Annotated in this window: 16 protein-coding genes; 12 read left to right on the forward strand and 4 right to left on the reverse strand. The window is 73.3% G+C overall.

The annotated features are described in order from the left end of the window. Window positions 1-14: 14 nt before the first annotated feature. The gene (locus GBN72_RS31265; RefSeq protein ID WP_151775339.1) at window positions 15-1,355 is read left to right on the forward strand and encodes a DUF3500 domain-containing protein; all 1,341 of its coding nucleotides are present in this window, start codon (window positions 15-17) and stop codon (window positions 1,353-1,355) included. Between the two features lie 12 nt (window positions 1,356-1,367). Here GBN72_RS31265 and GBN72_RS31270 read toward each other — a convergent pair whose 3' ends face one another. Further along, window positions 1,368-2,027, reverse strand: coding sequence for a GntR family transcriptional regulator (locus tag GBN72_RS31270; protein ID WP_151775340.1), 660 nt, complete (start codon window positions 2,025-2,027; stop codon window positions 1,368-1,370). Window positions 2,028-2,077: 50 nt separating this feature from the next. On the opposite strand from GBN72_RS31270, the gene GBN72_RS31275 reads away from it, so the two are divergent. The 5 genes from GBN72_RS31275 to GBN72_RS31295 are packed head-to-tail and all read left to right on the forward strand — an operon-like array spanning window position 2,078 to window position 5,949. Continuing rightward, window positions 2,078-2,818, forward strand: coding sequence for an RraA family protein (locus GBN72_RS31275; protein WP_151775341.1), 741 nt, complete (start codon window positions 2,078-2,080; stop codon window positions 2,816-2,818). After that, entirely contained in the window at window positions 2,815-3,534 is a 720-nt protein-coding gene (locus tag GBN72_RS31280) for a GntR family transcriptional regulator (RefSeq protein ID WP_151775342.1), read from the forward strand. The genes GBN72_RS31275 and GBN72_RS31280 overlap by 4 nt, the downstream gene beginning before the upstream one ends. A 2-nt stretch (window positions 3,535-3,536) precedes the next feature. After that, on the forward strand, window positions 3,537-4,322 hold the full coding sequence (gene hpaH / locus GBN72_RS31285) for a 2-oxo-hept-4-ene-1,7-dioate hydratase (protein WP_151775343.1): 786 nt from the start codon (window positions 3,537-3,539) through the stop codon (window positions 4,320-4,322). After that, entirely contained in the window at window positions 4,307-5,113 is an 807-nt protein-coding gene (locus GBN72_RS31290; protein ID WP_151775344.1) for an HpcH/HpaI aldolase family protein, read from the forward strand. Before hpaH ends, GBN72_RS31290 begins: the two co-directional genes overlap by 16 nt. 11 nt (window positions 5,114-5,124) lie before the next feature. Continuing rightward, window positions 5,125-5,949, forward strand: a complete 825-nt coding sequence (locus tag GBN72_RS31295; RefSeq protein ID WP_151775345.1) for a siderophore-interacting protein — start codon at window positions 5,125-5,127, stop codon at window positions 5,947-5,949. A gap of 125 nt (window positions 5,950-6,074) precedes the next feature. Here the strand turns inward: GBN72_RS31295 and GBN72_RS31300 are convergent, their stop codons facing one another. Both GBN72_RS31300 and GBN72_RS31305 read right to left on the reverse strand, forming a co-directional pair. Continuing rightward, on the reverse strand, window positions 6,075-6,512 hold the full coding sequence (locus GBN72_RS31300) for a cytidine deaminase (RefSeq protein WP_151775346.1): 438 nt from the start codon (window positions 6,510-6,512) through the stop codon (window positions 6,075-6,077). A gap of 65 nt (window positions 6,513-6,577) precedes the next feature. Beyond that, window positions 6,578-6,772, reverse strand: coding sequence for a hypothetical protein (locus GBN72_RS31305; RefSeq protein WP_151775347.1), 195 nt, complete (start codon window positions 6,770-6,772; stop codon window positions 6,578-6,580). Between the two features lie 103 nt (window positions 6,773-6,875). Between GBN72_RS31305 and GBN72_RS31310 the strand changes: the two genes are divergently transcribed. Next, entirely contained in the window at window positions 6,876-7,304 is a 429-nt protein-coding gene (locus tag GBN72_RS31310; protein WP_151775348.1) for an SSI family serine proteinase inhibitor, read from the forward strand. Window positions 7,305-7,429: 125 nt separating this feature from the next. Here GBN72_RS31310 and GBN72_RS31315 read toward each other — a convergent pair whose 3' ends face one another. Beyond that, on the reverse strand, window positions 7,430-8,350 hold the full coding sequence (locus GBN72_RS31315) for a GHMP family kinase ATP-binding protein (protein WP_151775349.1): 921 nt from the start codon (window positions 8,348-8,350) through the stop codon (window positions 7,430-7,432). A 228-nt stretch (window positions 8,351-8,578) separates the two neighbouring features. Here GBN72_RS31315 and GBN72_RS31320 point away from each other — a divergent pair, with 228 nt between their 5' ends. The 5 genes from GBN72_RS31320 to GBN72_RS31345 all read left to right on the forward strand — a co-directional run bounded on the left by GBN72_RS31320 (window position 8,579) and on the right by GBN72_RS31345 (window position 13,819). Then, on the forward strand, window positions 8,579-9,580 hold the full coding sequence (locus GBN72_RS31320; protein ID WP_151775350.1) for a pyridoxal-phosphate dependent enzyme: 1,002 nt from the start codon (window positions 8,579-8,581) through the stop codon (window positions 9,578-9,580). A gap of 73 nt (window positions 9,581-9,653) precedes the next feature. Beyond that, a complete protein-coding gene (locus tag GBN72_RS31325; RefSeq protein ID WP_151775351.1) occupies window positions 9,654-10,499 on the forward strand; it encodes a Rossmann-like domain-containing protein in 846 nt (281 codons plus the stop codon). After that, window positions 10,496-11,767, forward strand: coding sequence for an MFS transporter (locus GBN72_RS31330; RefSeq protein WP_246213024.1), 1,272 nt, complete (start codon window positions 10,496-10,498; stop codon window positions 11,765-11,767). The genes GBN72_RS31325 and GBN72_RS31330 overlap by 4 nt, the downstream gene beginning before the upstream one ends. A gap of 284 nt (window positions 11,768-12,051) precedes the next feature. After that, complete coding sequence (locus GBN72_RS31340; protein WP_439959841.1) at window positions 12,052-13,044, forward strand: FecCD family ABC transporter permease; 993 nt, start codon at window positions 12,052-12,054, stop codon at window positions 13,042-13,044. Between the two features lies 1 nt (window position 13,045). After that, entirely contained in the window at window positions 13,046-13,819 is a 774-nt protein-coding gene (locus GBN72_RS31345) for an ABC transporter ATP-binding protein (RefSeq protein ID WP_151775352.1), read from the forward strand. The last annotated feature ends 29 nt before the right edge of the window (window positions 13,820-13,848 follow it).

The raw sequence follows: 13,848 nt of genomic DNA on the forward strand, positions 1-13,848 counted from the left end.
AGCGGAGCGAGACCATGAGCACCCGACCTGACGAGGACATCGACGGCTTCTTCACCACCGCCCGCACCGCGGGCCGTGACGAGGCGGTCGAGCTCACCGACGAGAGCTACCGCACCTTCCTGCCCGACCTCGACGACCCCAGGCTCGCCCAGGTCCGCGGGATGACCTACGAGGAGTTCGCCCAGGACCGCTACCAGGCGCCCTTCCTGCGCGACCTCCTCGCCCACTGGGACGGTCTCTACCGGGAGCCGTTCGTCGGGATCACCTCCGACGGCACGGTGCGCGAAGGGCTCTACGCCCTGCCGGGCACCGGGCCGTCGGGCCCCGCGCCGTCGCACTCCGCGAGCGAGCCCGCCGAGGCGGCCGGCCGCTTCCTCGCGATGCTCACCCCCGGAGAGCTCGACGCGGTGCGTTACGACGTCGACGCACCGCAGTGGCGGGCGTGGAGCAACCCCGAGTTCATGGTCTACCGGGTGGGACTGAGGATGGAGGTGCTCACCGACGACAAGAGGTCGGCGATCCACGACGTCCTCCGCGCCTCGCTGAGCGCCGAGGGGTACACCCAGGTCTCGGGCGCGATGGAGCTCAACGGCCACCTCGGCGAGCTGGTCGGCCTGCCCACGGTCATGAACCGGCACAGCTACTGGTTCTCCCTCTTCGGCGACCCCGCGGCGGGCGCGCGGGGCGAACCGTGGGGCTGGCAGCTCTTCGGCCACCACGTGGCCGTCAACTTCGTCTCCGTGGGGGGCCGGCACGTCATCGCGCCGGTCTTCCTCGGAGCCGAGCCCGCGCTCGCCGACGCCGAGGACGGCCCCCGCGCGCCGCTGTTCGCGGCGCGTGAGCGGATCGCCCTGGAGCTGGCCGGCTCCCTGACAAAGGCTCAGCGCGCCCGGGCCGTCGTCTTCGGGTCCGTCCTGGACCCGGCGATGCCCAAGGGGCGCCTGCACCCCGCCGACGAGCGGCACGTCGCGGGCGCGTTCCGCGACAACCGGGTGGTCCCGTACGAGGGGATTCCGGCGGGCGAACTCGACGGCCCGCAGCGCGACCTGCTCCGCCGCGTCGTCGCCGACTTCCTGGACCTGCTGGTCGAGGGACAGCGCGCACTCGCGCTGGCGGAGTACGACGCGCACGTCCACGAGACGTGGTTCTCCTGGTACGGCGCGACGGACGGCTCGCAGCCGTTCTACTTCCGCGTGCACAGCCCGGTGCTGATCGCCGAGTTCGACGACCACGCCGGGGTGTGGCTGACCAACAAGCTGCCCGCGCGGTTCCACGTCCACACGACGCTGCGCCACCCCAACGGCAACGACTACGCCAAGGCGCTCATCGCCCGGTGGCGCGAGCGGGGCGAGTGATCCGTGCCCCGTTCAGAACCGACGGTCCGGCAGGGTGGCCTCGTACTGCGTAACCGCCTCGATGGTGTTGATCTCGTGCTGCTTCGCGGCCGCCTCGATCGCCTCGGCCGACGAGCCGGACTCGATCAGCTGAAGGATGCCCTCGTGCTCGGCGATGGCCGCCTGGGCGCGGCCGGGGGCGTACCAGAAGGCCGACCTGCGGACGATCTCGAGCCGGGCCCACTCGTTGTCGACCATGTCGACGAGGCGGCGGTCGGGGCAGCGGCACGCGAGCAGCTGGTGGAACTCGCGGTTGAGCCGGCCGAAGCGGGCCGGGTCGAAGGCGGCGAGCGCCTCCTTCATCTGCCGGTCGAGCGTGTGGGCCGCCGTCAGGTCCGCCTCGGTCAGGTGGGGCGCCGACAGCGCCGTCGCGTAACCGCCGAGGCGCGCCACGATGTGCAGGCCGCGCTGCCAGGCGTCGGTGTCGAACGTCGCCACCAGTGCGCCGACGTTGGGCACGATGTCCACCCAGCCCTCGGCCTGGAGCCGGCGCAGCGACTCGCGCCAGGGCACCGAGCTGATGCCGTGCTCGCGCACCAGCTGGTCGATGACCAGGCGATGCCCGGGGCCGTAGGTGCCGTCCATGATCCGCTCCTTGAGGATCAGGAACGCCTGCTCGGTCTTGCTCGCCATGACACAAATCCAACCACAATTCCCTACACGATGTCGGAGCGAGCTCTCCTTTGAACACCACACCCGACTCCCCCCTGACCCCGGCGCTGCGGGAGAAGCTCTCGTCGGCGCCCGTCGCCGGGCTCTCGGCCCAGCTGCGCCGCAAGGGACTCGAGGGCGTCTTCATCGACGGCGTGCAACCCCTGGTGGCGGGGCAGAAGTTCGTCGGCACGGCCCGCACGCTGCGCTTCGTCCCCTTCCGCGAGGACCTCTTCGCGCGCCACGGCGGCGGCCACAACGCGCAGAAGCGCACCTTCGACGCCGTGGAGGAGGGTGAGGTCCTCGTCATCGAGGCCCGCGGCGAGAAGGGGGCGGCCACGCTCGGCGACGTCCTGGCGATCCGTGCCCACGCACGGGGCGCCGCCGCCGTCGTGACCGACGGCGGCGTGCGCGACACCGAGGCCGTCGCCGCCGTCGGCATCCCCGTCTTCACGGCCGGCCCGCACCCCGCCGTACTCGGCCGCAAGCACATCCCCTGGGACGCCGGCCTCACCATCGCGTGCGGCGGAGCCACCGTGCAGCCCGGCGACATCCTCGTCGGCGACGCCGACGGCGTCATCGTGATCCCGCCCGGGATCGCGGAGGAGATCGCCGACGCCGCGATCGCCCAGGAGGAGGAGGACGGCTGGATCGCCCGGCAGGTCGCCGCCGGACACCCCGTCCAGGGCCTCTTCCCGATGAACGCCGAGTGGCGGGCGAGGTACGAGGCCGACCGCGCCGCCCGGTCGGACACCGTGCGGGCCGCCCCGTGACCCGGGCCGGGTCCGCGCGTGCCGCGAGCGCGTCGCGGGCCACGGGCGCGTCGCGGGCCACGAGCAAGTCGCAGGCCGCCTACGAGTGGATCCGTGAGCGGATCACCTCGGGGTCCTTCGGTCCCGGCTACCGCCTCGTCCTGTCGACGCTGGCCACTCAGCTCGGCATGAGCGCGGTGCCGGTCCGCGAGGCGATCAACCGCCTCACGGCCGAGGGCCTGGTGACCTTGGAGCGCAACGTGGGCGCGAGCGTGGCCATGGTCGACCCGGACCGCTACATCCACGCGATGGAGGTCATCACCGTGCTCGAGAGCGCGGCGACGGCGCTCGCGACGCCGCATCTCACCCGGCGGGACCTGGCGCGCGCCCGGGAGCTCAACGCGGTGATGCGCGGCGGGTTCACCGACTTCGACCCGCGGCTCTTCAGCACGCTCAACCAGGAGTTCCACCACATCCTCTATTCCCCGTGCCCCAACCCCCGGCTGCTCGAGGCCGTCGAGGTGGAGTGGTCCCGGCTGGGCCACATGCGCGACTCGATCTTCGGGCTCGTCCCCCGCCGGCCCCAGGAGTCCGTGTGCGAGCACGACGACCTGATCGACCTCATCGAGGGGGGCGGGACCTTCGACCAGATCGAGAAGGCCGTGCGCCGGCACCGCACCCGCTCCCTCGACGCCTTCCGCACCGAGCGCGCCGACCGCGCGGACCAAGGAGCCTGACCATGCTTGCGGACCAGACCCTCGCCGACCTCGCCGCGGAGCTCGAGCGCGCACACGCCGAACGCGCCGTGCTGCCACGCATCACGGCCCGGCACCCCGAGGCGACGGTCGAGGACGCCTACGCGATCCAGGCTCTCTGGCGTGACCGGCGGATCGCGGCCGGCCGCCGCCTCGTCGGCCGGAAGATCGGCCTGACGTCCAAGGCGATGCAGGCGGCGACGGGCATCACCGAGCCGGACTACGGCGTGATGTTCGACGACACCGTATGGGAGAACGGCGCGGTCGTGCCGTTCGACGACTTCTCCAACGTGCGGATCGAGGTGGAGCTGGCCTTTCTGCTCAAGGCGCCGTTGGAGGGCCCCCACTGCACGGTCTTCGACGTCCTCCGCGCGACGGAGTACGTCGTCCCGGCGCTGGAGATCCTCAACTCGCACCTCGAGCTCGAAGGCCGCACCATCGTCGACACCATCTCCGACAACGCCGCGTACGGCGGCCTGGTGCTCGGCGGCAACCCGGTCGCCCCCGAGGCCGTGGACCTGCGCTGGATCTCCGCGCTGCTCTACCGCAACGAGACGATCGAGGAGACCGGTGTCGCCGCCGGCGTGCTCAACCACCCGGCCACGGGCGTCGCGTGGCTCGCCAACAAGCTCCACCAGCACGGCACCGGCCTGGCCGCCGGCGAGCTGGTCCTGGCCGGGTCCTTCACCCGCCCGATGTGGGTGTCGCGCGGCGACTCGGTGCTCTGCGACTACGCAACGATGGGAACGATCTCGTGCAGCTTCCGGTGAACCTCCCCACGACCTTCCGCTCGGCGCTCGCCGCGTCGGACCGCCCCCTGGTCGGCATGTGGGTGTGCAGCGGCAGCCCGCTCGTCGCCGAGATCTGCGCGGGCAGCGGCCTCGACTGGCTGCTGATCGACATGGAGCACGGGCCCAACCAGCTCGGGTCGGTGCTCGCGCAGCTCCAGGCGGTCGCCGCCCACCCGGTCAGCCCGCTCGTCCGTGCGCCGGGCCTGCTGCCGGTCATGATCAAGCAGATCCTCGACCTCGGCGCCCAGAACATCCTGATACCGATGATCGACACCGCGGAGCAGGCCGACGCAGCCGTGCGGGCGGTGCGTTACCCGCCGCGCGGTATCCGCGGGGTCGGGTCGGCGCTTGCGCGGTCGGCCCGCTGGAACAGGGTCGACGACTACCTCGCCGAAGCCGACGAGCACGTCTCGCTCTTCGTCCAGATCGAGTCGGTCACCGGCGTGGAGAACGCCGCCGGGATCGCCGCGGTCGACGGGGTCGACGGCGTCTTCGTCGGGCCGTCCGACCTCGCCGCGTCGATGGGCCTGCTCGGCCGGCAGACCCACCCGGATGTGGTGGCCGCGGTCCGGCGCGCCTTCGAGGCCGTCCGCGGCGCCGGCAAGCCCGTCGGCGTCAACGCCTTCGACCCGGCCGTCGCGTCGGCCTACCTCGAGGACGGCGCGTCGTTCGTCCTCGTCGGCGCCGACGTCGCCATGCTCGCCCGAGGCTCCGAGGGCCTGGCCGAGCGGTTCATCGGCGCGCCCGTCCCGGGCGGCGCCGGCAAGTGAAGGAGCACCCCTTGTCCCTCCCCCCGAACTCCGACCGTCCCCGACGCGGAGGCCGCCCCGGCGGCCCGCGACGTCCACCGCCGCGCCAGGTCGAGGTCGTCGACGTCAGGCCGCTGACCCCTCGCACGGTGGCGGTGGTGTTCGCCGGCGAGTCCCTCGCCGGCTTCGCCGAGCCCGCCCCCACGGCGCACATCAAGCTCTTCCTGCCCGACAGCGAGGGCAACGTCGCGCGGCCGGTGGCCGGCCCGGACGGCCGCCTCGAATGGCCCGATGGCCGGCCGACGATGCGGACGTACACACCCCGGCGCTTCGACGCCGGGGCCGGCACCCTCGAGGTCTGGTTCGTCCTGCACGGCGACGGCCCCGCAGCGCGGTGGGCCGCGCGGGCCGAGCCCGGCTGCCGCGCCGCCATCGGCGGTCCGGGCGGCCGCTTCTCCGTCGACCCGGCGGCGGCCTCCTGGTGGATCGGCGGCGACGAGAGCGCCCTGCCCGCGATCGCCACGCTGCTGGAAGCGCTGCCGGACGACGTCACCGGGCAGGTGCACCTGGAGGCCGAGGGCGCCGAGGACCGCATCGGCCTGCCGGCACCAGCCGGTGTCGAGGTGACCTGGCACGACCGGGCGGGCGAGCCGGGCGCCGCCCTCGTCGACGCGCTCCGCCGGGCCGGCCTCGGGGACGACACGCACGTCTGGATCGCCTGCGAGGCGTCGGCGGTCCGCACGGCCCGGTCGTACCTCCTCGACGACCGGATGCTGCCGCGCCCGCAGGTGACCACGCGTGGCTACTGGCGCGTGGGCGAGGCCGACCACCCCGACCACGACTTCGGCGAGGACTGACGGATGTGCCCGTCGCCGGCCGGCGGGCGACGCCGGCCGGCCTCGCCCGCCGGCTGTGGGACGGCAACGACCGGTGGAGCCTGGAGCCGGCAGTGCGGTGTCCGCCGACACGTGCTGCCGGCCGCCTACGAGGCCCACTCCGGGGTGTCCTCGGGGAAGATCGATGCCCAGTAGTGGGGCAACGCCTCCCGCAACGTCACCCAGCGCACGGTGGTGGGGTCCGAGGCGCCGGGGACCGCGACCAGGACGTCGGGGCCGTGGCCGGCCAGACGCTCCCGGCAGACCCCGCAAGGGCTCAGCACCAGGAAACGTCCCTCCTCCGTCCGGTGCAGACAGAGCGAGGCGACCACCGCGCGGTCCAGCCGGAAGGCGGCGCAGTAGGGCTCGGCCTCGTGGCACAGCTCGACACTGGAGTTCGCGAAGTCGGGACTCGTGCCCGTGAGGATCGTCCCGTCGTCCAGCAGCACCGCGGCCGCGCCCCGTGAGGGGTCGTCGGGGAAGCGGGTCTCTATGAGGTTCCGGCAGGCCGCGATCGTCGCGTCCAACAGCTGATTCCGTTCCATGGGCGCACAGTAGGCCCTTCGGGCGCATCGCCCGGCGGGGGACCGGGCGGTCGAGCCGTGGTGGCTCAGACGTCGACCCGTGTCCAGGTGTCGCCGCCGCGGAGCCAGAGGACGCCGTCGCGGCCCTGGACGCAGCGCATGCCCGCCGGCTCGGGCAGGCGCAGCTTCTCCTGGGCGGTGATCACCCAGGCGCCGTCGGCGAACTCCGCGCGACTCAGCGGGACGTCGGGACGGTTGTGGAACCGGTGGGTGAGGAGCATCCGGGTGCCGCGGACGGGCCGGAGGGTGGCCGATGTACCACCTTGTCGGGTGGCGTCCGCTGCGCGATGTTGAGGGAACACCCGGAGGAGTGAGCGGAGGAACATGAAGAAGAGACTCGGAGTTCTGTCGGCCGCGGTGCTCGCGGCGACCGCCGCGTCCGTCCTCCCGGCGGCCGCCGCCCCTGCCTCCGTGCCGTCCGGGGCCTCGGCCGGCGCCGCGTCGCCGACGAACCTCGTCATCACCAAGACCGGCACGAGCTGGAGCGGCCCCGCCGTCGAACAGGTCACCCTCCTGTGCGAACCGACCGGAGGGAGCCACCCCACGGCCGAGGACGCCTGCACGAAACTCGCCGCCGTCGGGGGGCAGTTCGACAAGCTCCCGCACGCCACGGGCATCGCCTGCCCGCCCGTCTGGATGCCCGTCACCGTCACCGTGACCGGTACCTGGCGCCTCCAGCCGGTCGACTTCACCAGGACGTACTCCAGCGACTGCGTGGCCTCCACCGCCAGCAACTACGTCTTCCGCTTCTGACCCGGGGCCGGGCCGCCCGGCCCGGCCCGCACTTCTCCGCCGGCCGGGGCGGGCGCCGGCCCTGGCACCCATGCGCCGTCCGGTGCCCCGGCGGGTGACGAGCACTCGGGTGTGGTCCTCGGGGCTCAGGCCGTGGCCCGGGAGGCGGCGGGGAAGGTGAGGGTCCTGTGCACGGTGACGGGGTACCCCAGGTCGGCGCAGGCGCGTGCCGCCGCCGCTGCGCGGTGGGGATACGAGGGGTCCGTCGCGTCCAGCAGAACTCCCACTGTGGTGCCGCTGTGCCCGACGGCGACCCCCAGCCCGCCGACCTCCCGGCAGATCTCCCGCATGGGCCGCAGCGACGCCTTGGGGCGCAGCTCCTGGTTCATCCGGGCGCTCAGCGTGGACACCCTGCCGACCTCCGCCAGGTCGTGACGGCGGACGGCCGCCGTGAGGCGGGACAGCAGGAGGGCGTAGCGGTGCCGGTCCGCGAGGGTGAAGGGTTTGGGCAGCCGGTTGAAGGCGACGGTGTCGACCGAGCCTCCCTCGTCGATCCCCACGATCCCCATGGCGGGGAGGGATCCGAGGACCGACCGCAGTCGGACGGTGCGGTGGTGGAAGGCGACGATCGCCGGGTAGAGCACGCCGTCGGTGGGTTCGATGCGCGCCAGCAGCCGCTCCATCCGGGCCGGAGGCATCGGGCTTTTCACGGCCCGGCCCACCGCCCGTGCCGTCGCGACCAGGTCCGCGGACGAACTGGCCAGTCCCTTGCCCTCGGGAATCATGCTGTGGACGGTCAGCAGTCCGCCGATGGACGGTGACGACTCCGCCAGGACCATCCGGGCGAGCCGGAGCGCCTTCGACTTGCCGGCGGGGCGGACCGTCACGTCCGTGGCCTGCGGGTCCGGACGGAAGGTGGCCATGCTCCAGAGGGCCACGGGGAGTGTCACCAGGAAGTCCCCGTCCTCCTCGGGCAGTGCGCCCTGCAGCAGTTCACCGAACGTCCCGAACGCGGTTCCCGTCCCCGTGGACGGCGCCCCCGGCCGTGGTGGCCGAAGTCCTCGCACGGCTGCCGTCCGACGTGGCGTCACGGGATTCCTCTCCGGCGGGTGCCCCGTCCGCCGCCGCGTCGGCGGCCCGGAGCGGGAAGGTCACCGCCGAGGCTAGGCGACGTTATCCGTCTTGACAATCATTTTCATTCAGTGTGATGCTCGCGGCTCGGGCCGCCCGGCCCGTACCGGTGCGTTCCGGTGCGAACGGGGCCTGGGAGCAGCCCACTTGACGGGGAGACGGACGTGCACGAACACATAGCAGAGGCAGTGAAGGAACCCGATCTGATCGCGCTGGAGGTGGGTCTGGCCTGTCTCCGGTTCGAGACGATGAAGGTCTACTCGGCTCTCGGGGCGGTCCGCCACCTCCTCGAGACCGGCCAGGTGGAGCCCGGTGACACACTGGTCGACAGCTCGAGCGGCATCTACGCGCACGCCCTGGCGCTGGCCTGTCACCGGTACGGGATGAAGTGCCACATCGTCGGCTCGACGACCGTCGACCGGACGCTGCGGGTCCAGCTCGACATCCTGGGCGTCACGCTGGAACAGGTGCGGCCGTCGAAGGACCTGCGGCTGGACCAGGAGGCCAGGGTCCGCCGCGTCGCCGAGATCCTCGCGGAGAACCCCTCCCACCACTGGATGCGGCAGTACCACGACAGCATCCACTACCACGGCTACCGCGAGGTCGCCGAGACCGTCGGCCACGAGATGCCCGACGGGCCGCTGACCGTGGTGGGCGGCGTGGGTTCCGGGGCCTCGACCGGCGCGCTCGCCACCTATCTGCGCGAGGCCGGCAGAGACGTGTCCCTCGTCGGCGTGCAGCCCTTCGGGAGCGTCACCTTCGGGTCGGAGAAGGTCGCGGACCCGGACATGATCATCGCGGGCATCGGCAGCGCCATCGAGTTCCGCAACGTCCGGCACGACCTGTACGACCGCGTCCACTGGGTGGACTTCGGCCACGCCCGGTCGGGCGCCGTCGGCCTCCTGCGCTCCACCGGCATCTTCGCGGGGCTCTCCTCGGGGGCCGCCTACCTGGCCGCGCAGTGGGAGCGCCGGCGGGATCCCTCCTGCGGGTACCTCTTCATCGCCGCCGACACCGGCCACCGCTATGCCGAGAGCGCCTTCGCGCGGTACGCCGACGCCGAGGACGTCGAGCTGCTGAAGCCGCACGAGGTCGCCTCGCCCGACGAGCTGCGGCTCCCCTGGTCGACCGGTGCCTGGCCCCTCCCGCGAGCGACCCGTGACTGACGCCGACGCCGACGTCGCTGTCGCCGCTGCCGCTGCCGCCTCCGCGACACCACCCCTCACCGAAAGTGCCGAGATGCGACACCCCGAGCCGCGCACCGTCGCGGAACTGACCGACGACGTACTGGCGGGCGACCACGGCCCCGAGCCGGGCGGACTGTCCGTCACCAGCGCCTTCTGGCTGTACCACACCACCCGCCTGGCCGGCGGCGAGGTCACCTACCACAACCACTACCTGGTGCTCCGGGTCGGACACTCCTTCGGGGCCTGCTCCTTCGAGGCCGGCGAACTCGGCCCCGAGTTCTGCCAGGACGCGTCGGGCCACACCCTGGACACGCTGCTCCGCCACGAGTCGGCGCCCGTCCGGGTCGCCGCCCTCGACGCCTACCTCTCCCGGGTGCGACCGCACCGGGAGGCCGCCGAGGCCGAGCGGGTGACGCTGCCGCCGGGCTCCCCCGACGTCCGGGCCCGGGCCCGCGACGCCGCGATCGCGGAGTGCCTGGACATCGCGCCGGGCGCCAAGGTGGCCCTCATCGGCGTGGTCAACCCGCTGGTCGCCGCGATACGCGACCGGGGAGGCGTCTGCCTGCCCTGTGACCTGAACCTGCGCACCACCCAGTGGGGCGAGCCGGTCACCGACGACATGACCGAGGTGCTCCAGGAGGCGGACGCCGTCGTCGCCACCGGAATGACACTGAGCAACGGCACGTTCGGACTCATCCTGCAGCACTGCCGCGAGCGGGGGGTCCCGCTGATCGTGTACGCGCAGACCGGAAGCGCCGTGGCCCGTGCCTTCCTCGGCGCGGGCGTCACCGCGCTGAACGCCGAACCGTTCCCCTTCTCGCAGTTCAGCGCCGACCCGACCGTCATGTACCGCTACCGCGCCGTCGCGCGGGTGGGCGCCGGCGGGACGGGCGGGTGAGCGTGGACCCCCGGCGGACCGTGGCCCACGGCGGTGCCGCCGGAGACGGGGAGCCCCTGCCGGGCGATCTGCGGATGTCCCGGACCCTGTGGCCGGTACTCCTGGCCTCGATGGTCAGCCTTCTGCCGTTCACCGTCTTCAGCACCTACCTGGTGCCGATCGCCCGCGAGGCGGACACCGGCGTGGCGGCCATGGGCGGTCTGCGCGGCCTGGGAGGCATCGCCGCCCTGCTGGTCGGGACGGGGCTGGCCCCCTTCATGGACCGGGTGCGCAGGGAGTGGGCGGCGGCCGGCGGACTCGCCGCGCTGGGCCTGTCCTCCGCCCTGGGCGCGAGCGGAGACCTCGTCCTGCTCGCCGCGTTCTGCCTGCTGGCCGGCGCCGCCACCGCCGTGCTGAACCCGGCCCTCACCGCTGCCGCCGCCGACCGTTTCGACGGCCGGGCGGCCGGGCGGGCGGCGACCCTCGTCACCGCGACGCAGTCGATGACCGCCATGCTCGCCGCCCCCGTCATCGCCCTGCCCGCGCTCCTGTGGGGATGGGAGGGCGACCTCCTCGCCGTCACCGTGCTCTGCGCCCTGCCGGCGCTCGTCCTCTACCGGCAGGGCCGTGACGGGGCGGTCGCTCCCGCCGGCGACGGACCGCGGCCGCGTTACCTGACGTCGTTCCGGGCGCTGGCCACGCGCCGTGGCGTTCTGCCGCTGCTGCTCGTGTCCGTGCTCCGCACCGCGGTGTTCATGGGCTACCTCTCCTACCTGGCGGTCTACTACGACGACCGCTTCCGGCTCGGCCCCGGTCTCTTCGCGTTCGTCTGGACGCTCAGCGGCGCGTCGTTCTTCGTGAGCAACCTCCTCACCGGGCGGATCACCAATGCCGCCAGGCCCGGGCTCAGTACCGAACGGCTGCTGGTGGCCGGGCTGGCGGCGGCCCTGGTGTCGGTGGCCGGCTTCTACTTCACCACCTGGCTGCCGATGGCGCTGGTGATGACGTCCCTGCACGCCGCCAGTCACGCGGTCGTGGCGGCGTGCGCGGTGAGCCTCCTGGTCCGCGGCTGCGGTCCGCTGCGCGGTGCGGCCCTGAGCCTCAACGCGGCCGGGCAGAGCCTCGGCGTGTTCGCCGGCGCGGCGCTCGGCGGGGTGGGCCTCGGCCTGGCCGGATATCCCGGCATGGCCGTGGCCTTCGGCTCCCTCGTCGTCGTCGCCCTGGGGGCGGCACTCCTCGTGCTCCGCGCGCACCCGGGCGGGAAGGGCGACGCGCCCGAAACGGCGTGACCGCCGTGCCCCCGCCGCATCAGCCCGACCGAGTGAACCGAGTGGAAGGTCCCGTAGGCATGCCCCCGAATCATCCCTTTCCGCCTCCAACCCCATCCCCGCCTCCATCCCCATCCCCATCCCCAACTCCGACCCCACCCCCACCCCTCGACTCCGCGACCCGGGCCGCCGCCGGACCGCCCCGCGACGGGGACGGCGCCGCGCCGGGCGTCCCGGCAGGTGACGGGAAGGCGGCGCCGGCCCGCCGCCGGCGGCTCGTCCTGCTGTGCGCCGCGTCGGCGGCCGTGCTCCTCGTCTCGGTCGTGGTGGCCATCGGCCTCGGCCCCGCGGTCGTCGCCCCGGACGAGACCGCCGGGTATCTGTGGGCCGCTCTGACCGGCGGCCGGGTCGACGCGGACGACGCCACCGCCTACCGGATCGTCTGGGAGATCCGCGCCCCGCGCGTCCTGCTGGCGGCGCTGGTCGGCGCGGGGCTGAGCGCGGTCGGGGTGGCCATCCAGGCCCTGGTGCGCAACCCGCTCGCCGACCCCTTCGTCCTCGGCGTCTCCTCGGGCGCCTCGGTCGGAGCCGTCGGCGTCACCGTCACCGGGGCGCTGGCCTCGCTGGGTGCGCACGCGGTGTCGGCGGGAGCCTTCGCCGGGGCGCTCGCCGCCTCGGTCCTGGTGTACGCGGCCTCCGCCACCCGGGGAGCGGTCTCGCCGCTGCGTCTGGTCCTGACCGGCGTCGCCCTGTCCCTCGGCTTCCAGGCCGTGATGAGCGTGATCATCTACTTCGCGTCGGACACCGAGGCGACCGGCATGGTCCTGTACTGGACCATGGGCAGCTTCGGAGCCGCCTCCTGGGAAGCCCTTCCGGTCGTCGCCGCGGTGCTGGCGCTCACCATGGTGCTCCTGCACCGGCAGGGGCGGGCCCTGGACGTGCTGGCCCTCGGCGACGAGACCGCCGTCAGCCTCGGTGTCGATCCCGACCGCCACCGCAAGGTGCTGCTCGGCCTCGTCTCGCTGCTGACGGGCGTGATGGTCGCCGTGAGCGGAGCCATCGCCTTCGTCGGACTGGTCATGCCGCACCTGGTGCGCATGCTCGCCGGCGCCACCCACGCGCGGGTGCTGGCCGTCGCCCCGCTGATCGGGGCGGTCTTCATGGTGTGGGCCGACCTGGCCTCCCGGACCCTGGTGGCCCCGCGTGAACTGCCGCTCGGCGCCATCACCGCGCTCGTGGGCGTGCCCGTCTTCGTCGCTCTGCTGCGCCGCAGGGCCTACATGTTCGGAGGCCGGTGAGATGCGCCTCGTCCTCGACGGACTCACCGTGGTGTCCGACGGGCGCGGCCTGGTACACGACCTCTCGCTGGAGGTGCCGAGCGGCCAGGTCGTCGGCCTGGTCGGGCCCAACGGAAGCGGGAAGTCCACCGCCCTGCGCTGCGTCTACCGTGCTCTGCGGCCCACCCGCGGCACGGTGCGGCTCGGGGAGGACGACCTCGCCCGGCTGACACCGCGCCGCGGCGCCCAGCTCGTCGCCGCGATGACCCAGGACGGTTCGGTCGGCCTCGACTTCACGGTCGAGGAGGTCGTCGCCCTCGGCCGGGCTCCCCACCTGCGCGGCGGCCAGGCGCTGGGGCACCGGGACAGGGAACTGTGCCACGAGGTGATGGAGCGGCTCGGCATCCGCCACCTCGCCCGGCGCGGTGTCCTCACCTTGTCGGGCGGGGAACGCCAACGAGTGCTGCTGGCGCGGACGTTGGCCCAGGAGCCGAGGATCCTGGTGCTCGACGAGCCGACCAACCACCTCGACGTCCGCCACCAGATCGAGCTGCTCTCCCTGCTGCGGCGTTCCGGGCCCACCGTCCTGATCGTCCTCCACGACCTCAACCTCGCCGCCGCGGCCTGCGACCGGATCGGCGTGCTCTCCCGGGGACGCCTGGTGGCCGCGGGCACGCCCGGGGACGTGCTCACCGCCGAGCTGGTCGCCAAGGTCTTCGGCGTCACGGCCGGTGTCGTCCCGCATCCCCTGACGGGAGCCCCGCAGTTGTTGTACTCGCTCGACTCCTCACGGTGAACCACCCCTCCACGAAAGGCATGTCAACC

Origin of the sequence: Streptomyces abyssomicinicus (assembly GCF_008974245.1) — a bacterium.
Lineage (GTDB): Bacteria > Actinomycetota > Actinomycetes > Streptomycetales > Streptomycetaceae > Streptomyces > Streptomyces abyssomicinicus.